Genomic DNA, 20,416 nt, shown 5'->3' on the forward strand with positions numbered 1-20,416 from the left:
AGGCACCACAAAAAAACGGCCTCCAAAAAATGGAGGCCGTTTTGCGTTTACTGCATCCGGTTTTTCTTGCGCCGCTTCCACTGCCGCCCAACCCACCAGCGCCAGTACATCATGGTCAGGCAATAGGCGAGCGCACCCAGCACCAGCCCCGTCACCACTGAACCGAGCAAAAACGGCTGCCAGAGGGAAGAGAGTTCACCGCTGATCCATTCCCAGGTCAGCTCGTCCGGCAAATGGCGGGTAGGAACGTCCATCAGCCAGGCACCGGTCTGGTAAGTGCAAAAGAACACCGCCGGCATGGTGATCGGGTTGGTCAGCCAGACCAGGCTGACCGCAATCGGCAGGTTGCCGCGCACCATGATGGCGAGAATGGCGGCGACCAGCATCTGCAACGGAATCGGCAGGAACGCCGCGAACAGACCAACAGCCATGGCCCGTGCGACGGAATGGCGGTTGAGGTGCCAGAGGTTCGGGTCATGCAGCAGGGTGCCGAGAAAGCGTAAGGACTTGTGTTCCCTGATGCTGGTCGGGTCTGGCATATAACGTTTGAATAAGCGCCGGGGCATAAGGCTTCTCGGTCGGTTAAGGCGGCAAGTATGTCTGGATTCTATGCACCGCCCATTCAGACTTTGTGACAATTAATAACGATGCCCGTGCGGTTAGCCGGCTATGCCTAGGAGGGGACTCTCAAGGACGGGCGTATGCGCACAGGGATGATGGCGCTGGCGTTGGGTCTGTTGATCCTGCGTTTTTTACCGGTATTACCGCCGGTCTGGTTATGGATGTTGCTGCCGGTGATCGGTTTGATGTTGCTGCCGTTTCGCAGCTATCCACTGGCATTTTTGCTGTTCGGCTTCAGTTGGGCATGCGCGAATGCACAGTGGGCGCTGGATGATCGGTTGCCGATGAGCCTCGATGGCGAAACCCGTTGGGTTGAAGGTCGGGTGACGGGATTGCCCCAGAACAATGAGGCAGCCGTGCGCTTTGAGTTGGCGGACGCCCGGTCGCGACACGGCAAGGTGCCGCAACTGCTGCGCCTGGCCTGGTATGACGGGCCGCCGGTCAACAGCGGCGAACAATGGCGACTGGCGGTCAAGTTGAAGCGTCCTGCGGGGCTGCTCAATCCCCATGCCTTCGATTACGACGCCTGGCTGCTGGCGCAACGCATCGGCGCTACGGGGACGGTCAAGGCTGGCGAGCGGCTGATGGAGGCCCGGTGGGCCTGGCGCGACGGCATTCGCCAGCGTTTGCAGGCCGTGGATGCCCAGGGGCGAACGGGTGCGCTGACGGCGTTGGTGCTGGGGGATGGCGGCGGGCTGAGTCGCGAAGATTGGCAAGTGCTGCAAGACACTGGCACCGTCCATCTGTTGGTGATTTCCGGACAGCACGTCGGTTTGTTGGCAGGGCTGGTGTATCTGCTGATCGCCGGACTGGCCCGTTATGGCCTGTGGCCGAAACGCTTGCCTTGGCTGCCGTGGGCCTGTGGACTGGCGTTCGCGGCGGCGCTTGGTTACGGGCTGCTGGCCGGTTTCGAGGTGCCGGTGCGGCGGGCCTGCGTGATGATCGGCCTGGTGCTGTTGTGGCGCCTGCGATTTCGTCACCTCGGCGCCTGGTGGCCGCTGTTGCTGGCGCTCGACGGCGTTTTGCTGCTCGACCCGCTGGCGAGTCTGCAACCGGGTTTCTGGTTGTCATTCGCAGCGGTGGCGGTGTTGATCTTCACCTTCGGTGGTCGGCTGGGCCCATGGCGTTGGTGGCAAACCTGGACCCGCGCCCAATGGCTGATCGCGATCGGTCTGTGCCCGTTGCTGCTGGTGCTCGGGTTGCCGATCAGTCTCAGCGGGCCGGTGGCCAATTTGCTGGCGGTGCCGTGGATCAGTCTGGTCGTGCTACCTCCGGCATTGCTGGGTACGTTGTTTTTACCTCTTCCTTACGTGGGCGAAGGGCTGCTGTGGTTGGCAGGAGGTTTGATCGATCTTTTGTTCAAGTGCCTGACGCTGATGGCCGGGCATTTGCCCGCGTGGGTGCCGGTGGCGATCCCGTTGTGGATATGGGCACTCGGCACACTCGGTGCCTTTCTACTATTAATGCCTCGAGGTGTGCCATTTCGCTCGTTGGGTTGGCCGATGCTGTTGTTGCTGGTTTTTCCACCCCGGCACGTCTTGCCTGAAGGCATGGCCGAAATCTGGCAGCTGGATGTCGGCCAGGGTTTGGCCATCCTGGTGCGCACCCGCCATCACACGCTGTTGTATGACACCGGGCCACGTTTCGGCGATTTCGACCTGGGCGAGCGGGTGGTGCTGCCGTCATTACGCAAACTGGGTGTGGAGGGGCTCGATTTGATGCTGATCAGCCATGCCGACGCCGATCATGCGGGCGGCGCCCGGGCCGTTGCCAATGGCCTGCCGGTGAAACGGGTGGTCAGTGGCGATCCCCTGGCGCTGCCGGCCGAGTTGCAGGCAGAAGGCTGCGAGAGCGGCAAGCAATGGGTCTGGGATGATGTGAGGTTCCAGCTCTGGCAATGGTCTTCCGCCCGCGACAGCAATCAAAAATCCTGCGTCCTGCAGATCGAAGCCAACGGTGAGCGTATGTTACTGACCGGTGATATAGACGCCGCAGCCGAGCGGGCGCTGCTCGACAGTCCGTTGGCCGTCACCACCGATTGGTTGCAGGCGCCGCACCACGGCAGTCGCAGTTCATCATCGATGGCGCTGCTTACCGGGCTGCAACCCAAAGCAGTGCTGATCTCCCGCGGCCAGGGCAATTCATTCGGTCATCCCCATCCTACGATCATGGCGCGCTATCAAAAGCGCGGCATATCGATCCATGACAGCGCCGAACAGGGTGCCATCCGTCTGCAACTGGGACACTTCAAGCCGCCATGGACGATGCGTCAAGAACGGCGTTTCTGGCGCTCTGCGCAATGACTCGGAGTGATTAAAGCCCGACCGGATGCGACATCACGGTCTTCGGTGCATGGACCCCCTATGTTAGAGTGGCGCACTTTTTCGAGGGGACTATCACTGTGTGGGAATTGGTCAAATCCGGCGGATGGATGATGATACCGATCATTCTGAGTTCCATCGCAGCCATGGCGATCGTCGCCGAACGTCTCTGGACCCTGCGAGCCAGCCGTGTGACCCCGGAGCATTTGCTCGGGCAGGTCTGGGTCTGGATCAAGGACAAACAACTCAATAAAGACAAGCTCAAGGAACTGCGTGCCAACTCTCCGTTGGGCGAGATCCTGGCTGCCGGCCTGGCCAACTCCAGGCATGGTCGCGAGATCATGAAAGAGTGCATTGAAGAAGCCGCCGCGCGAGTGATTCACGAGCTCGAACGCTACATCAATGCGCTGGGCACCATCGCCGCCATGGCCCCGTTGCTGGGTCTGTTGGGGACGGTGTTGGGCATGATCGATATCTTCAGCGCATTCATGGGCTCGGGCATGACCACCAACGCCGCCGTGTTGGCCGGTGGTATCTCCAAGGCGCTGATAACCACAGCCGCAGGCTTGATGGTCGGTATCCCATCGGTGTTCTTCCACCGTTTCCTGCAACGCCGGATCGATGAACTGGTGGTGGGCATGGAGCAAGAAGCGATCAAACTGGTCGAAGTGGTACAGGGCGATCGTGATGTTGACCTGAATGGGGGCAAAGCGTGAAATTCCGCCGCAAGCAACGGGAGAATGTGGACATCAACCTCGCGTCGCTGATCGACGTGGTGTTTATCCTGCTGCTGTTTTTCGTGGTCACCACCACGTTTACCCGTGAAACCCAGTTGCGCGTTGATCTGCCGGAAGCGGTCAGCGGTTCGCCTGCCGAAGACCAGCAGGTCAAGCATCTGGACGTTGCCATCAGCGCCGAGGGCGTATTTTCGGTGAACAACCAATTGTTGTCGAAAAACGATCTGGCCACGCTGATGGACGCGCTGCAGAAAGAATCCAGTGGCGACACCAACCTGCCGCTGTCCATCAGCGCTGATGGCAAGACTCAGCATCAGTCCGTCATTACCGCCATGGACGCCGCCGGTAAACTCGGTTTCAGTCACCTGCGCATGACCACTGTCGAGGCGGCGCCGCCCGCGCCCTGATGGCCATGTCCGATCGCTTGCTCGCCGCGTGGTACCAAGGTCATCCGGCCCTGAAGTTGTTACAGCCGCTGGAGTGGCTGTATCGGCGCGTGGTCATGAACAAGCGCAAGCGTTTTCTGGCGGGTGAGGGCGAGATCTATCAACCGCCGGTGCCGCTGATCGTGGTCGGTAACATCACCGTCGGCGGCACCGGCAAGACGCCGCTGATTCTCTGGATGATCCAGCACTGCCAGCGCAGCGGTTTGCGGGTCGGCGTGGTCAGCCGGGGTTACGGCGCCAAACCGCCACAACTGCCGTGGCGGGTTGAGGCGGATCAAAGCGCCGAGATCGCAGGCGACGAACCGCTGTTGATCGTCCAGCGCACCGGCATTGCGTTGATGATCGATCCCGACCGCAGCCGAGCCGTCAAAGCGCTGCTGGCGAGTGAACCGCTGGACCTGATCCTGTCCGACGACGGCATGCAGCATTACCGACTGGCCCGGGACCTTGAACTGGTGTTGATCGACGCCGCCCGCGGCTTGGGCAACCAGCGTTGCCTGCCCGCCGGGCCGTTGCGCGAACCGGTTGAGCGTCTGCAAAGCGTCGACGCGGTGCTGTACAACGGTGCCGATGCTGATCGCGATGGCGGTTTTGCCTTCCAGCTTCAACCCACCGAACTGGTCAATCTGCACAGCGGCGAGCGGCGTCCCCTCGACCACTTTCCCGCTGGCCAGGCGCTGCACGCGGTGGCCGGGATCGGCAATCCGCAGCGTTTCTTCACAACCCTCGAAACGCTACACTGGCAGCCAGTTCCGCATGCGTTTGCCGACCACGCCGAATACAGCGTGCAGGCCTTGAATTTCACGCCGTCATTGCCGTTGGTGATGACCGAAAAGGACGCGGTGAAGTGCCGTGCCTTCGCCGCTGCCGATTGGTGGTACCTGGCGGTCGATGCTGCGCCATCGCCGGCCTTCGTGGCCTGGTTCGATACGCAGCTGATGCGCCTGTTGCCGGCTCGTCTTTTGCCTTAAATCCGTTTTTATCCAGGGAATGCTCATGGACACCAAATTGCTCGATATCCTCGCTTGCCCGGTCTGCAAAGGCCCGCTCAAGCTCAGTGCCGACAAAACCGAGCTGATCAGCAAGGGCGCGGGTCTCGCTTACCCGATTCGCGACGGCATCCCGGTGATGCTGGAAACCGAAGCCCGCACCCTGACCACCGACGAGCGTCTGGATAAATGACCACAGCCTTTACCGTTGTCATTCCATCGCGTTACGCCTCCACCCGCTTGCCGGGCAAGCCGCTGCTGCTGATCGCCGGCAAGCCGATGATCCAGCACGTCTGGGAGCAGGCGAGCAAAAGCAGCGCTCAGCGCGTGGTGGTCGCCACTGACGATGCGCGCATCGTTGAGGCCTGCAAAGGGTTTGGTGCCGAGGTGGTGCTGACCCGCGAAGATCACAATTCCGGTACCGATCGTCTGGCCGAAGTCGCCACGAAACTGGGCCTGGCGCCCGATGCCATTGTGGTGAACGTTCAGGGTGACGAACCGCTGATCCCGCCGAGTGTGATCGATCAGGTGGCTGCCAACCTGGCCGCCCACACCGAAGCGCGCATGGCCACGCTGGCTGAGCCGATCGAAGACGTGGGAACCCTGTTCAACCCCAACGTGGTCAAGGTTGTCAGCGACCTTAATGGCCTGGCGCTGACCTTCAGTCGTGCCACGTTGCCGTGGGCCCGCGACGCGTTCGCCAAAAGCCGCGAGCAATTGCCGGAAGGCGTGCCGTATCGTCGGCATATCGGCATTTATGCCTACCGCGCCGGTTTCCTGCATGACTTCGTCAGCTGGGGCCCGTGCTGGCTGGAAAACACCGAATCCCTGGAACAGCTGCGTGCCCTGTGGCACGGCGTGCGGATTCACGTCGCCGACGCCTTGATCGCACCGCCCACCGGCGTCGACACGGTTGAAGACCTTGAGCGCGTTCGTCGCCTGCTGGAGGCCTGATGCGGGTTTTGTTTGTCTGCCTGGGCAATATCTGCCGTTCGCCCACGGCTGAAGGCGTGTTGCGACAAAAACTGCGTGAAGCGGGGCTGGCCGATCAAATCGAAGTCGCCTCCGCCGGCACCGGTGACTGGCACGTCGGCAAGGCGCCGGACAAGCGCAGCCAGGCGGCGGCGAAACTGCGCGGTTATGACCTGTCCGCTCAGCGCGCCCAGCAAGTGAGCCGGGCTGATTTCGCCACCTACGACCTGATTCTGGCGATGGACCACAGCAACCTGCGCAACCTCAAGGCCTTGCAACCGGCCAAGGGCAAAGCCGAACTGGATCTGTTTTTACGTCGCTACCCGTCGGAAATCGATGAAGTGCCGGATCCGTATTACGACGGCGACCAAGGCTTTGAGCAGGTGCTGGACCTGATCGAGCGTGCCAGTGATTTGCTGGTGATCGAATTGAAGGGACGGTTATGAGTTTGCAGGTTCAACCCCGGGTTTCGCTCAAACCGTACAACAGCTTTGGTGTCGACGTTCAGGCCCGGCTATTTGCCGAGGCCCATAGCGATGCCGACGTGCGTGAAGCCCTGGCCTATGCGGTGGAGCATGACGTGCCGCTGCTGGTGATTGGCGGTGGCAGCAATTTGCTGCTGACGGCCGATATCCAGTCCCTGGTGCTGCGCATGGCCACGCGCGGGATTCGCATCCTCAGTGATGATGGCAGCAAGGTCGTGATCGAAGCCGAGGCCGGCGAGCCTTGGCATCCGTTCGTGCAGCACACCCTGGCGCAGGGATTGTCGGGCCTGGAAAACCTCAGCCTGATTCCCGGAACCGTCGGCGCGGCACCGATGCAGAACATCGGTGCCTATGGTGTGGAGATCAAAGACGTTTTCGCCGGCCTGACCGCCCTCGATCGCCAGACTGGCGACTTGCGGGACTTTACGCTGGAGGAATGCAACTTCGCCTACCGCGACAGCCTGTTTAAACAGGAGCCGGGGCGTTGGTTGATCCTGCGGGTTCGTTTCATCCTGGACCGCGCCGCGCACCTGCATCTGGAGTACGGCCCGGTGCGTCAGCGCCTGACCGAGCAAGGCATCGATCACCCGACCGCCACCGATGTCAGCCAGGCGATTTGCAGCATCCGCAACGAAAAGCTTCCGGACCCGGCAGTGCTCGGCAATGCCGGCAGCTTCTTCAAGAATCCTTTGGTGCCAGCGACGCTCGTCACGCAACTCAAAGGTGAATACCCGGATCTGGTGGCCTACGCACAACCCGACGGGCAGATGAAACTGGCGGCGGGCTGGCTGATCGAGCGGGCCGGCTGGAAAGGTTTCCGTGATGCCGACGCCGGCGTGCATAAATTGCAGGCGTTGGTGCTGGTCAACTACGGCAACGCGACCGGTCTGCAATTGCTGAGCCTGGCGCAACGCATCCAGAAAGACATTTCAGAACGTTTTCATGTCGACCTGGAAATGGAGCCCAATCGGTATTGAGGCTAAGCTTTCAAGACTGATTTCAAAGCCCTGCACACGTTTAACTGTGCAGGGCTTTTTTGTTAATGCTGGGTTAACTTAGCCACCTAACGATGCAAACGTTTGCTCCATCAAAGGCCCGATGCAGATGCTACCGTCCGCATAAGAGAGCCTCATTAGCCTGAGCCGATCTGCGTGATGCCAACCGCCAACCCCAGGCGGCAGATTGCTCGACCCCATAACCAATAACTATGCGGGCGTGCCCATGATTACCCTGAAGCTCAATGGTCAAGACCATCAACTCGATGTCACCGAGGACATGCCGCTGCTCTGGGCAATTCGCGACGTGGCCGGCTACAACGGCACCAAATTCGGCTGCGGCATGGGTCTGTGCGGCGCCTGCACCATCCATATCGAAGGCGCCCCGGCGCGCAGTTGCATCACGCCGATCGGTTCGGTGGTCGGCCAGAACGTGACCACCATCGATAACCTGCACGCCGACCCGGTCGGGCAAGTCGTCCAGCAAGCCTGGCTCGACACCGCTGTGGCCCAGTGCGGTTTCTGCCAAGGCGGGCAGATCATGTCGGCGACAGCGCTGCTCAAGACCAACCCCAACCCCAGCGACGAACAGATCGAAGAGGCGATGGTCGGCAACATTTGCCGCTGCGGCACTTACAACCGCATCAAGACTGCCATCCGCCAGGCATCCACTCACCTGAAGGAGGCCAAGGCATGAGCCAGTTACCGAATGACTTTGCGCTGAGCAACCTCAGCCGCCGTGGCTTCCTCAAGGGGGTCGGTGCCACCAGTGCGTTGGTTCTGGTTGCGAGCTGGGGCTGGCAAGACGCTTTTGCTGCAGAGAAAGAGAAAAAATTCGGCGCCGACGGCATGCCCAACGGCTGGATCGACGATCCCAAGGTGTACGTCAGCATCGCCGCTGACGGCATAGTGACGGTGGTCTGCAACCGTTCGGAAATGGGCCAGGGTGTGCGTACCAGTCTGACGATGGTGGTGGCCGATGAACTGGAAGCCGACTGGGCGATGATGAAAGTACAACAGGCGCCGGGCGACGAAGTGCGTTTCGGCAACCAGGACACCGATGGTTCGCGCAGCATGCGCCACTGGTACGAGCCGATGCGCCGCTGCGGTGCTGCCGCGCGGACCATGCTTGAACAAGCCGCTGCCGAACAGTGGAAAGTGCCGGTCAGCGAATGCCATGCACAGTTGCATAAAGTCATCCATAAACCGTCCGGTCGTGAATTGGGTTACGGCGCCTTAGCCGCCGCGGCCGGTGCGTTGGCAGTGCCAGCGCGTGACAGCCTGCGGCTCAAGCAGTCGTCGGAGTTCCGCTACATCGGCAAGGAAGGCACCAAGGCGATCGACGGTGCCGACATCGTCAATGGCCGCGCCATTTACGGTGCAGACGTGCATTTCGACGGCATGCTCTACGCCACCATTGCGCGCCCTGCGGTGTACGGTGGCAAGGTTAAATCCGTCGACTCCAGCGCCGCGATGAAAGTCCCAGGCGTGATCAAGGTCGTGCAGATCGAAGGTCATCCGCTGCCGTCGGAGTTTCAGCCGTTGGGCGGCGTGGCCGTGGTGGCCAGTAATACCTGGGCGGCGATCAAGGGCCGCGAGGCGTTGAACATCGAGTGGGATGATGGTCCTAACGCCAGTTATGACTCGATCGCCTACCGCAAGGAACTGGAAGCCGCGTCCCTCAAACCCGGCAAAGTGGTGCGCAATACCGGCAACATCGACGAGGCCATGGGCAGTGCCAACAGCACGCTCGAAGCATCCTATTACCTACCGCACCTCACGCAAGCGCCCATGGAGCCGATGGTCGCCATCGCCCGCTTCAAGGACGGTGTGTGCGAAGCCTGGGCCCCAAGCCAGGCACCACAAGTCACCCGCGAGCGAATTGGCGAGCGCCTCGGTATCCCGTTCGATAACGTCACCTTTAACGTTACTTTGCTGGGCGGCGGTTTCGGTCGTAAATCCAAACCGGACTTCATCATCGAAGCGGCCATCCTTGCCAAGGAATTCCCCGGCAAGGCAGTGCGGGTGCAATGGACGCGTGAAGACGACATCCACTGCTCGTATTTCCACACGGTGTCGGCCGAGTACCTGAAAGCCAGCCTGAACAAGGACGGCCTGCCGTCCGGCTGGTTGCACCGCACCGTGGCGCCGAGCATCACTGCGCTGTTCGCGCCGGGCATGAACCACGAGGCGGCCTTCGAGCTGGGCATGGGCTTTACCAACATGGCGTACGCGATTCCCAATGTGCGTCTGGAAAACCCGGAAGCGGCGATTCACACTCGAGTCGGCTGGTATCGCTCGGTGTCGAACATTCCCCACGGTTTTGCGATTCAGAGCTTTGTCGATGAGCTGGCCCATAAGGCTGGCGAGGATCCGCTCAAGTACCAGATCAAATTGCTCGGCCCGGACCGGCAGATCGATCCACGCACCTTGAGTGAAGAGTGGAACTACGGCGAGTCCCCCGAGCGTTATCCGATCGACACGGCGCGGATGCGTACGGTGCTGGAAACCGCTGCCAAAGCCGCCGGTTGGGGCCGTGAGTTGCCCAAGGGCCGAGGCCTGGGCCTGGCGGTGCATTACAGCTTCGTGACCTATGTGGCGGCAGTGATTGAGGTCGAAGTCAAAGACGACGGCACGCTGATCGTGCACAAGGCCGACATCGCGGTGGATTGCGGTCCGCAGATCAACCCCGAGCGGATTCGTGCGCAGTTCGAAGGCGCCTGTGTCATGGGCCTGGGCAACGCGGTACTGGGGGAAATCAGCTTCAAGGACGGCAAGGTCCAGCAGGACAACTTCCACATGTACGAGGTGGCGCGCATGTCCCTGGCGCCGAAGGAAGTCGCGGTTCATCTGGTCACGCCGCCAGGCGATGTGCCATTGGGCGGTGTCGGTGAACCGGGCGTGCCACCGATTGCGCCAGCGCTGTGCAACGCAATCTTTGCCGCCACCGGCAAGCGCATCCGCAACCTGCCGGTTCGCTATCAGCTGCAAGGTTGGCAGAAGGCGCAGGCCTGATGGACAGCGTCGATCTGAACGTTCTGCGCAGCGTGCTGGAATGGCGCCGCGCCGGTCAGCGGGTGGTGTTGTACAGCGTGGTCCAGACCTGGGGCACCGCCCCTCGGGCACCTGGCGCCATGCTGGCGTTGCGTGAAGACGGCGTGGTGATTGGCTCGGTGTCCGGTGGTTGTGTTGAAGACGATTTGATTGCCCGGCTGCACGACGGTCGTATTCCAGCCGATGGGCCGCCGGTGCAATTGATCACTTACGGCGTCACCCGTGAAGAGGCGGCTCGCTTCGGTTTGCCGTGCGGTGGCACCTTGCGCCTGACCGAGGAGCGGGTCGGCGACCCGGCTTGGGTCGCCGAGTTGCTGGCGCGCTGCGAGGCGCATGAAATCGTTGCTCGCTCGCTCTGTGTCGAGACGGGTGAAGTCATGCTGCAACCGGCTGACAAGACCGATGTGCTGACGTTCGATGGCAAGACGTTGCGGGCCATTTACGGTCCGCGTTGGCGGCTGTTGCTGATCGGTGCGGGGCAGTTGTCCCGTTATGTGGCCGAGATGGCGCGGCTGCTGGATTTCGAAGTGCTGATCTGCGACCCACGCACCGAGTTCGTTTATGGTTGGGAAGAGCAGCACGGGCGATTTGTTTCGGGCATGCCCGATGAAGCGGTGCTCAGCATCCAGACCGACGAGCGTACGGCCATCGTCGCGCTGACCCACGATCCTCGACTCGATGACATGGCGCTGCTCACGGCGCTGGATTCCAGGGCGTTTTATGTCGGTGCGCTGGGCTCGCGGATCAACAGCTTGAAGCGCCGGGAGAACCTGGCTCAGCTAGGCTTGTCACAGCAGGCCATCGAGCGGCTGCATGGCCCGATCGGTTTGCACATCGGCAGCCACACACCGGCGGAAATCGCTTTGTCGCTGCTGGCCGAAATCGTGGCGATTAAAAACGGCGTCGAGCTCAAGCAGAAGAAGCCGTTGCAGGAGGTCGTATGAGTGAACCTATCGGCGTCATCGTGTTGGCGGCGGGGCAGGGCAGTCGGTTTCGGCAGGAGGCTGGTGCCGACAAGGACAAGTTGGTGGCGGATTGTACGGGGCGCGAGGGTGCTGTTCATTCGATGATCGAGCAAGTGCTGGTGAATTTGCCGGTCTCCCTTGAGAAGCGCGTCTTGGTGACCACTGTGGATCGACCGCAAGTGATCCGCATGGCCAAGGCCTATGGCTGCGAGATTGTGCTGATCGAGTCGACGGGGATGGGAGACAGCATCGCCGCCGGGGTGGCGGCGTGTCCGCAGCTCAGTGGCTGGCTGATTGTGCTGGGGGATATGCCGTTTATCTTGCCGTCGAGTATCGAACGGGTGTTGGCGGGGATTGCTGAGGACGCCGTCAGTGTTCCGGTGCATCAAGGCGAGTATGGGCATCCGGTGGGGTTTGGGCGCAGCTTTGCTCCGGCGTTGATGGCGTTGTCCGGTGATCGAGGTGCCAAGGCGTTGTTTGCGCAGGCGAGGGTGGTCGAGGTGGCGGTGGACGATCCTGGGGTGTTGTGGGATGTGGATGTGCCTGCTTCGCTGGTTTATCAATAAGGGTTGTCAGCGGGATTGCCATTGCGCATTCCTCGAATAGTCAGCCTTTTCTTTCGCTCATTCGTATTTATCGATGGGTGCCAGATATAAAACTCGTTATTCAGCGGGTTTTATCCGACATACGATCATGTGGCGTGCGGAGTTCACAGTTGGGGTGAATATCCGGTCAGTACTCATTAGAAAAAAAGAGCCTACATGATAAAGCACTATCTGGATGCGTCGGTCACTGTCAGTCCTTTAGAACTGGACAGTGACATACAGGAGTTGGGGGCGTTGGAGCGGGCGTTAAGTTCTGCAGATGTTTTTCAACCTGTTCCTCGTTATGTCAAAACGCTTCGACAACTTAGAAAAGCTTCGCAAACGATCAGTTGTCATCGTGACGAAATCAAGTTCGGGGTCACTTTTGGCGAACGTCTAAAAGAACTGGGTGATGACTTCGGTTTGCCTGCGGAGCACTTCTCGGTCAATACCACTGGTTCCCCACTGCTCGTCAATGAGCAGATCGGGGAGCACTTGATTTCGCCTACTCACTTTGAAAACGGTGCGTACTTCAGCCATCCCCATGCCGACCATCAACTCGAGCACTGCGCGGATGAGTTGCCGTCGATCAAAATTGGTCAGTATGTGCGTTTTGGTCGTAACGCTGCGGTCAACGCCGGCGGCGATGTGGATATTGGCGACGGTGTCTGGCTGTCGCCGGGGAGTCAGTTGCTGCGCCAGGACCATGATCCTTATGGCCGGCTCTCCATCGGCTCGAGAACCGTCGCGATGACGCGACTGCCGCCGGTGCGACTGTGTGATTACGCGTGGGTCGGGCGCGAAGCGATCGTGGGCTGGAACGCGGATTACCTGGGCAAGGCCAGCATCGTCGGGATCCGTTCCTTTCTCAATACCTGGGTCGGTGACTACTCTATCGTTGGCGATCAGGGGAAAGTCCTGCAATACCTGCCGTTCAAGGCTCACCTCATGGAAACCTATCAACCGTCGATCCAGCAGACGCTGCAAGTCAGCGATTGGGCCGCGATCAATTCGGACTGGTTGATGATCTATCGCGACACTGAGAAGCGCGATACGCCGCCGTTACCCGCCCCCCTGGCGGAGTATCTCGACACACCGGGCAAGAAATCGGTGTTGCTGATCTCGCCGGCCAATAACGCCCAGCTTCAAGCGTTCGCCCGACACAGTCTCGATGTCATCTCCAGTTCCCGGCAGTCGTTTGCCCACCACTTGCAGTGGGCGCAGGACTACGGCCACAAGCAGCTCAGATTACGCGCCGACCTGGATTTTTCGAGATTGCCCTTTGCCTCTGCCGGCGACTTTCACTATCGCCGCCGCTTGGGTTACTCATTGATTGTCGCTAACAGTTCGCCTGTCGACGCTGAGCCTTGCCGAGTCTATGTCAATGAGCTGGCCCGGGTACTGGCGTCGCAGGCACTGATGTTGGTGCCCATCACTGATGTATTGCAGGCGCAATTGTCTGTCTTTCAAGACTTGTTCCATCTGCAAGGGGAAGTCGAGTTCGACGGCGTCTCTTTCATGTTAATGAAGAAACTCTAACGGAGGCGTCAATGCCGTACTTATTACTCTCACTCGCTGCCGTGTTCTGGGGCGGGAACTATGTTGTCGGAAAGTTGATGGTCGTGGATGTCGATCCGGTGTTGCTGTCGCAACTTCGATGGTTGATCACCAGTGCGTTACTGCTGTTGATTAACTATAAAGCCGTGGTCGCCAGTTTGCCGGCCGCGCGTAAGTCATGGCTGACTCTTGTGATGTTAGCGGTCTGCGGCCAAGTTATATTTCCGTTGACGTTATATATCGGCTTGCAATACACCAGCTCTTTGAACGCGGCGATTTATCTGTCGGCCACCCCATGTCTGGTACTGGCTCTCAATCGTTTCGTTTTTGGTGACTTCATCTCCAGGTCGAACATGCTTGGGGTGGTCATCAGTACGGTCGGTGTGTTCTGGCTGGTGACCATGGGGCATCTTTCCGATTTGAGCTTTCTGGAGGGCTTCAACAAAGGTGATTTCTGGACCATGGCCTCGGCCGCCAGTTGGGCTGTCTATTGTTCCTTTTTGCGGACAAAGCCCAAAACCATCGCCGGCAACGCATTCGTGACGTATTGCGCGGTGGTGGGGGCGCTGTGCCTGATTCCGTTCAGCCTCGGGGTTTGGGTCTTGCATCCTGAATCGACCTTTAGTTTGGGACAGGGCGCAGCACCCTGGCTTGGCCTTGCGTATCTGGTGATCTTCCCGTCCTGGCTGTCGTACTTGTTCTGGAGCAAAGGGATCGGTGAAATCGGCGCCACCCGTGGCGAGATCTTCACTCATCTGGTGCCACTGTCTGGAGGGCTGTTCAGTATTGTGTTCCTGGACGTACAACTGCACGCCTATCACTTGGTCAGTCTGGTGCTGATTGTATTTGGGGTGATCCTTTGTTCGATCAAACGGCGGGCACCGGTGGCACTGCGCACGGAGGCCGCGTAATGGACAGAATCATCGATTCGGTCGACCGACACGGTGTTCGGTGGGTGGGCCTTGTACAAGGCAAGGAGGCATCGGCCGCAGTCTGGCAAGTCGAGGGTGTCGAGAACTCTCAGGCGTTGGCCGTGCGGTTCATGCGCAGCAAGCAATCCTGGGAGCACTTCAAAAGCGGCTTGTCCCTTGCTGCGGTGCCGCTTGAGTCACTGCCTTCAATGACTTTTAACGTGCCGCTGCGGCCTGCTCATGATGCCGCATGCATGGTGAGCGGTTTCGGTTACACCCACCGTTCAGTCAATGGTCTGGCCATGCCCGAACGGTCCTCTCCCGACTGGTACTACAAAGGCAATGGCAAGGGGCTGGTGGCGGCTTCCCGGGCGATCAAGTCGCCGTGTCATGCCAGCGGGGCAGGGATCGAGATCGAGTATGCGTGTGTGTACCTCATCGACGACTGCCGAAACCCGCGCTACATCGGCTACACCTTGGCGGTAGATTTCTCTGACCCGGTGCTGCGTCACACTCAGCCCGGGCTGGCCGGTCTTTCCAAGTTGCGCAATACCGCGTTGTGCCACGAACTGGTGATCGCCGAACCACCACGCCACTCGGTGGTGAGGAGTTCGATAGTCCGCAGCGGAAAAACCGTGTGGGACAAGCAGTCGCTATTGGGGTTGGACCAACTGATGTTTGCCAAAAATGAACTCGAAGCCCTGTTGTTTCAGCATGAAGAGCTCTGCGAGGCCGGTACGATCCACTACGTTTTGCTCGGTGCTTCATTAAGTACCGACAAGGATGCCTTCGAGCTGCAACACGGTGATGTCATTCAGGCAAGCAGCCTGGAGGATGGGCTGCAATTGTCCAACCTCTTCGAGGATGAAGTGGTGCGTCAATCGTGTAACTGTTGACGAGTTGCCCGGCCCGTTACCCCGCAGCTGCCGTCATCGCCAGCCGGGCCGGTTTTTCGAAGTCCAGCACCCATTGCGCCAGCGCCCTGGGTGCCGGTTTGCCGGGGTGGTCGAAAAATACGAATTCAGTCGTTAGCGAGGCATATGAACCGCTCAGGAAATAAGTCTGCACCTGTTCACTGCGACAGCACGAATCAACCAGTGACAAAGGCACCAGAGCGACGCCCACGCCATTGATTACATTTGAAAACAACAGCGGATAAGAGCCGCACTCGATGATCTTTTCCGGGGTAATGTTGCCCATCAGAAACAGTTCGTCGAGATTGCGTTGCGAAGCGCTGCGCCGGCTATTGACCAGAAATACCTGACCGCTGAACGCTTTCAAGTCCTGGATGGCAGGCTGTGTCGCGCTGTAGATCAGGGCCAACGGATCGTTGAACAACGTCACCCGGCGATAATGCGAAGGTGCAAAGCCGGCCCCGACAATCACCGCGTCGAGTTTGCCGGCCTCAAGATCCTTGAGCAGTGACTGTGTGTTGCCAATGCTGACATCGACCTCCAGGCCGTCGGGATTGGCAACGATGCTTTGCAACAGGTTCTGGCGAGTAATGGTGAGGTTTTCAATAACCCCCAAGCGAACCCGCGATTCGGTTTTTGCCTGATTCAGACAGGCTTGGGCGCGAGCCACCAGATCGAGGATTTGTGAGGCGTAGGCATAGAACTCCTTGCCTTGAGGCGTCATCGTGATACCGCGGCCAGAGCGTTCGAACAATTTGGTATCCAGCCGTGATTCGAGTGTCTTGATACGGAAGGAAATACTGGATTGAGCGCGGTTCAACCTGATTGCTGCTTGCGTGACGCTGCCATAGTCCACAATCGCTTTGAAAGCGTCCAGTTCAGCAATTTCCATAGTCATGCACTCTTTGCTCCTTGACGGCCGAAGGCTTTCGGACCGTGGCAGGGCCTGCTATGAGCCTTGCGACCGCTCTATTCTGCCCGTTACACGGCCTGTTCGTAATACTTGCTTACAAATATTTAAGCGAGTGTTCAGTGAGCAGCGCAAGAACTCCGGATCAAATCGTGCTTCACCTTGGCGGGGTATCGGGTTTTACAGGCGAAAAAAAGCCCCGCCTGGATCACCAGGCGGGGCTTTTTAGTGGCCGATGGAATCAGACGAAGGGTTTAGGTTCGTGTTCTTTTTCCTGGGCTTGTTCGTGTTGCTCTACCGCTTCCTGAACGGAGCGCGGTGCTTCTTCGATCACCGATACAGCTGGCTCAGCCGGTTCCGCTGGAGCAGGAACGGCCTCGACTACTTCAGCAACAACCGGTGCAGGCTCTGCAGCCACAACCGCTTCAACCGGAGCTGCAGCGGCAGCCAGTTCGGCTTCCTTCTGCAGACGCTCGGCTTCACGCTTGCGGCGACGCACTTCACGTGGGTCGTTCGGCGCACGGCCGCTTGGCGTCAGGGAGCTGACCGGAGCAATTTCGACTTCCGGTGCAGCCACTTCGGCAACAACCGGCGTTTCAACCACAGGAGCAGGCTCAGGCTCGGCAGCAGCAACCACTGGCTCGGACACCATGGCCTCGGCTTCTGGCGCTTCGGCGGCGGCTGGCTCGGCAACCCAGTTGAACGCGGTTTGCTCTTCGCGAACTTCACGGACAGCTTCGGTTACTGTTTCGGTTACTGTTTCGGCAGCCGGTTCTGCGGCAACCACTGGCTCAGCGGCAGCTTCAAATACAGGCTGTGCTTCACGAACCGGGGCCACTTCGATTTCCGGAGCGGGGGTGGCTTCGACCGGAGTCGTTGCTTCAACCACTGGCGCTTCCACTGGAGCAGTTTCCAGGGTGGCGGCAGTAGCGCGTTCGGCTTGCTCGTTAGCCTGTGCTTCGGCTGGAGCGCTGATCACGGTGCTGGCAACGGCTGCGGTAACAGCCAGGCCGGCGGCCAGATCGGCAGCGCTTGGCGCTTCGTTGGTTTCGGCAGCTTCGTTACCTTCGGCGGACTCGGATTCTTCCGAACCTTCGATCACATTACCGTTGGCATCGCGCTGACGCTCACGACGGTTGCTGCGACGACGCTGGCCACGGGAACGGCGGCGTGGACGATCGCCTTCGGCGCCTTCCTGACCGTCTTCCTGCAGTTGCTCTTCGTTGGTAACCAGCTCTTCTTCAGCTACTGCGGCAGCGGCTTGCTCGGCACGTGGCTGGCGTTCTTCACGCGGTGGGCGTGGAGCACGCTCTTCACGTGGCTGGCGAGCTGGACGCTCTTCAGCGGTAGCAGCGGCGGCCGGAGCGGCATCCAGAGGCTCACGCAGTTCACGAACCGGACGCTCTTCACGATCGCCACGTGGTTTGCGATCTTCGCGAGGAGCGCGCGGTGCACGTTCCTCACGAGGAGCGCGTGGTGCGCGCTCTTCACGTGGAGCGCGTTCTACTGCTACTGCTGGAGCTTCTTCGCGGGCTTCACGTGGCTCACGTGGTGCGCGCTCTTCACGCGGTGCACGTTCCTCACGAGGCTTGCGTTCTTCATCGCGGCGACCGTTACGGTTGCGGCTCTGCTGACGACCGTTGCGACGTTCTTCGTTGCGGGCCGGACGCTCGGTGGTTGCTGGTTTTTCAACCACAACCGGAGCAGCAGGTTCTTCCTTGGTCGCAAACAGGCTGACCAGCGACTTCACCAGGCCTTTGAACAGGCTTGGCTCAGGCGCGGCGGCCGGTGCAACCACTGGAGCGGCGACGACTTCGGTCGGAACCGGAGCATTGGCGCGGGCCGGAGCCGTCTTGACCGCGGCTTCCTGGCGAACCAGGGTGCGGGTCGCAGCGGCTGGCTGGACTTCTTCGACTTCGGCAGCGGCAGCAGCGATTTCGTAGCTGGACTGATTGATGCTGGCTTCCGGGCTGTCATCGCGCAGACGCTGAACTTCGAAGTGCGGCGTTTCGAGGTGATCGTTCGGCAGAATGACGATGCGGGCACGGGTGCGCAGTTCGATCTTGGTGATCGAGTTGCGTTTTTCGTTGAGCAGGAACGCGGCGACCGGGATCGGCACTTGGGCGCGAACTTCGGCGGTGCGGTCTTTCAGGGCTTCTTCTTCGATCAGGCGCAGGATCGCCAGCGACAGCGATTCAACGTCACGGATGATGCCGGTGCCGTTGCAACGCGGGCAAACGATGCCGCTGCTTTCACCCAGGGATGGACGCAGGCGCTGACGGGACATTTCCAGCAGGCCGAAGCGCGAGATGCGACCGACTTGCACGCGAGCGCGGTCGGCTTCCAGGCATTCGCGGACTTTTTCTTCCACGGCGCGCTGGTTCTTGGCTGGGGTCATGTCGATGAAGTCGATGACGATCAGGCCGCCGATGTCGCGCAAGCGCAACTGACGGGCGATTTCTTCGGCGGCTTCAAGGTTGGTCTGCAGAGCGGTTTCTTCGATGTCGCTGCCTTTGGTGGCGCGCGCCGAGTTGATGTCGATGGACACCAGGGCTTCGGTCGGATCGATAACGATGGAGCCGCCGGAAGGCAGTTCAACGACGCGCTGGAAAGCGGTCTCGATCTGGCTTTCGATCTGGAAACGGTTGAACAGCGGAACGCTGTCTTCGTACAGCTTGATCTTGCTGGCGTACTGCGGCATTACCTGGCGAATGAAGGTCAGGGCTTCGTCCTGGGCTTCAACGCTGTCGATCAGCACTTCGCCGATGTCCTGGCGCAGGTAATCGCGGATGGCGCGGATGATCACGTTGCTTTCCTGATAGATCAGGAACGGCGCGGAGCGATCCAGCGAGGCTTCTTTGATGGCGGTCCAGAGTTGCAGCAGGTAGTCGAGGTCCCACTGCATTTCTTCGCTGCTGCGGCCCAGGCCGGCAGTGCGAACGATCAGACCCATGTCGGCGGGTGCAACCAGGCCGTTCAGGGCTTCACGCAGTTCGTTGCGCTCTTCACCTTCGATGCGACGGGAGATACCGCCGGCACGCGGGTTGTTCGGCATCAGCACCAGGTAACGACCGGCCAGGCTGATGAAAGTGGTCAGGGCGGCGCCCTTGTTGCCACGTTCTTCTTTTTCGACCTGAACGATGACTTCCTGGCCTTCGCTCAGGACGTCCTTGATGTTGACGCGGCCTTCAGGGGCTTTCTTGAAGTATTCGCGGGAGATTTCTTTGAGGGGCAGGAAGCCGTGGCGCTCAGAGCCGAAATCGACAAAGGCAGCCTCAAGGCTTGGTTCGATGCGAGTAATCCGGCCTTTATAGATGTTGGCCTTTTTCTGCTCGCGTGCACCGGATTCGATGTCCAGGTCGTAGAGGCGCTGGCCATCTACCAGTGCAACACGCAACTCTTCGGGTTGGGTTGCGTTAATCAGCATTCTTTTCATGTAGTACCGTCGGTTTCCGGGCTGCCGGAAACGGCGTTCGGCACACACGACTTCTCATGGTCGGTGTCAGGTGCGTCAGGAGTGGTTGGACACTCCAGTGTCTAGCGAACCCCGACCAATTGGGCCGGCGTCGCGACGTACGCGTCCTGCTTGCTGTGGCTACTTAAGCACTCAGTCAGGAGGAGGAATCAACCAGCGGCTGTGGACGAGATGAAGCGTCTTGATAAAGCCTATTGCTACACAGTCCAGCGGTTGTGCATCTCCACCCTACACGTATCCCTGATAATTCGGGTGCTGCCGCGCGCAGAATCCGCAGCGGGTTGGCATTTACCGTGAGCTCCGAAAGGGGAGGTCACGCATCATGGCTAATTTAGGCGGTGTTTCCGAAGCGTTCGCTCGGGGTTGTTCGTAGCTGACTGCACTTTGTGAACTGGCCGTGAATATTTGCTCGCAAGGCGAGTGAAAACTCTGCTTTGCGGCATGCTTCAGGCCTCATGTCACCTGCGCTCGTTACAACTG

General features: G+C 59.9%; 18 protein-coding genes. 15 read left to right on the top strand and 3 right to left on the bottom strand.

What is annotated here, in order from left to right; genetic code table 11:
• Positions 1-47: 47 nt before the first annotated feature.
• Positions 48-566, bottom strand: a complete 519-nt coding sequence (locus tag ACYZTW_RS08475) for a DUF2062 domain-containing protein (protein ID WP_462004504.1) — start codon at positions 564-566, stop codon at positions 48-50.
• A 135-nt stretch (positions 567-701) separates the two neighbouring features.
• On the opposite strand from ACYZTW_RS08475, the gene ACYZTW_RS08480 reads away from it, so the two are divergent.
• The 15 genes from ACYZTW_RS08480 to ACYZTW_RS08550 all read left to right on the top strand — a co-directional run bounded on the left by ACYZTW_RS08480 (position 702) and on the right by ACYZTW_RS08550 (position 15,533).
• Positions 702-2,924 carry a DNA internalization-related competence protein ComEC/Rec2 gene (locus ACYZTW_RS08480; RefSeq protein ID WP_462004505.1) on the top strand — a complete coding sequence of 741 codons (2,223 nt, stop codon included), beginning with the start codon at positions 702-704 and terminating at the stop codon, positions 2,922-2,924.
• A 98-nt stretch (positions 2,925-3,022) separates the two neighbouring features.
• A complete protein-coding gene (locus ACYZTW_RS08485) occupies positions 3,023-3,658 on the top strand; it encodes a MotA/TolQ/ExbB proton channel family protein (RefSeq protein WP_046049059.1) in 636 nt (211 codons plus the stop codon).
• The gene (locus tag ACYZTW_RS08490; protein WP_046049060.1) at positions 3,655-4,086 is read left to right on the top strand and encodes an ExbD/TolR family protein; all 432 of its coding nucleotides are present in this window, start codon (positions 3,655-3,657) and stop codon (positions 4,084-4,086) included. Before ACYZTW_RS08485 ends, ACYZTW_RS08490 begins: the two co-directional genes overlap by 4 nt.
• Entirely contained in the window at positions 4,086-5,096 is a 1,011-nt protein-coding gene (gene lpxK, locus ACYZTW_RS08495; protein WP_462004506.1) for a tetraacyldisaccharide 4'-kinase, read from the top strand. The genes ACYZTW_RS08490 and lpxK overlap by 1 nt, the downstream gene beginning before the upstream one ends.
• A gap of 25 nt (positions 5,097-5,121) precedes the next feature.
• Complete coding sequence (locus ACYZTW_RS08500; RefSeq protein ID WP_007945752.1) at positions 5,122-5,307, top strand: Trm112 family protein; 186 nt, start codon at positions 5,122-5,124, stop codon at positions 5,305-5,307.
• Positions 5,304-6,068: a 3-deoxy-manno-octulosonate cytidylyltransferase gene (gene kdsB / locus ACYZTW_RS08505; RefSeq protein ID WP_462004507.1), complete on the top strand. Its 765-nt coding sequence runs from the start codon at positions 5,304-5,306 to the stop codon at positions 6,066-6,068. The genes ACYZTW_RS08500 and kdsB overlap by 4 nt, the downstream gene beginning before the upstream one ends.
• Complete coding sequence (locus ACYZTW_RS08510) at positions 6,068-6,532, top strand: low molecular weight protein-tyrosine-phosphatase (protein ID WP_462004508.1); 465 nt, start codon at positions 6,068-6,070, stop codon at positions 6,530-6,532. Before kdsB ends, ACYZTW_RS08510 begins: the two co-directional genes overlap by 1 nt.
• Positions 6,529-7,548 (top strand): UDP-N-acetylmuramate dehydrogenase, encoded by a 1,020-nt coding sequence (murB, locus tag ACYZTW_RS08515; protein WP_462004509.1) that lies wholly within the window; start codon positions 6,529-6,531, stop codon positions 7,546-7,548. Before ACYZTW_RS08510 ends, murB begins: the two co-directional genes overlap by 4 nt.
• A gap of 244 nt (positions 7,549-7,792) precedes the next feature.
• Positions 7,793-8,263: a (2Fe-2S)-binding protein gene (locus ACYZTW_RS08520; protein ID WP_008152370.1), complete on the top strand. Its 471-nt coding sequence runs from the start codon at positions 7,793-7,795 to the stop codon at positions 8,261-8,263.
• On the top strand, positions 8,260-10,581 hold the full coding sequence (locus tag ACYZTW_RS08525; RefSeq protein ID WP_462004510.1) for a xanthine dehydrogenase family protein molybdopterin-binding subunit: 2,322 nt from the start codon (positions 8,260-8,262) through the stop codon (positions 10,579-10,581). The genes ACYZTW_RS08520 and ACYZTW_RS08525 overlap by 4 nt, the downstream gene beginning before the upstream one ends.
• Positions 10,581-11,564, top strand: coding sequence for an XdhC family protein (locus tag ACYZTW_RS08530; RefSeq protein WP_462004511.1), 984 nt, complete (start codon positions 10,581-10,583; stop codon positions 11,562-11,564). The genes ACYZTW_RS08525 and ACYZTW_RS08530 overlap by 1 nt, the downstream gene beginning before the upstream one ends.
• Positions 11,561-12,151, top strand: coding sequence for a nucleotidyltransferase family protein (locus ACYZTW_RS08535; protein ID WP_462004512.1), 591 nt, complete (start codon positions 11,561-11,563; stop codon positions 12,149-12,151). Before ACYZTW_RS08530 ends, ACYZTW_RS08535 begins: the two co-directional genes overlap by 4 nt.
• A 195-nt stretch (positions 12,152-12,346) precedes the next feature.
• Positions 12,347-13,708 (top strand): acyltransferase, encoded by a 1,362-nt coding sequence (locus ACYZTW_RS08540; protein WP_462004513.1) that lies wholly within the window; start codon positions 12,347-12,349, stop codon positions 13,706-13,708.
• An 11-nt stretch (positions 13,709-13,719) separates the two neighbouring features.
• Positions 13,720-14,637: a DMT family transporter gene (locus ACYZTW_RS08545; RefSeq protein ID WP_462004514.1), complete on the top strand. Its 918-nt coding sequence runs from the start codon at positions 13,720-13,722 to the stop codon at positions 14,635-14,637.
• Complete coding sequence (locus ACYZTW_RS08550; RefSeq protein WP_462004515.1) at positions 14,637-15,533, top strand: hypothetical protein; 897 nt, start codon at positions 14,637-14,639, stop codon at positions 15,531-15,533. Before ACYZTW_RS08545 ends, ACYZTW_RS08550 begins: the two co-directional genes overlap by 1 nt.
• A 16-nt stretch (positions 15,534-15,549) precedes the next feature.
• Here the strand turns inward: ACYZTW_RS08550 and ACYZTW_RS08555 are convergent, their stop codons facing one another.
• Both ACYZTW_RS08555 and rne read right to left on the bottom strand, forming a co-directional pair.
• Complete coding sequence (locus ACYZTW_RS08555) at positions 15,550-16,449, bottom strand: LysR family transcriptional regulator (protein WP_462004516.1); 900 nt, start codon at positions 16,447-16,449, stop codon at positions 15,550-15,552.
• 253 nt (positions 16,450-16,702) lie between these two features.
• Positions 16,703-19,897: a ribonuclease E gene (rne, locus tag ACYZTW_RS08560; RefSeq protein WP_462004517.1), complete on the bottom strand. Its 3,195-nt coding sequence runs from the start codon at positions 19,895-19,897 to the stop codon at positions 16,703-16,705.
• Between the last annotated feature and the right edge of the window lie 519 nt (positions 19,898-20,416).

Source organism: Pseudomonas sp. LB3P25 (genome assembly GCF_054897985.1).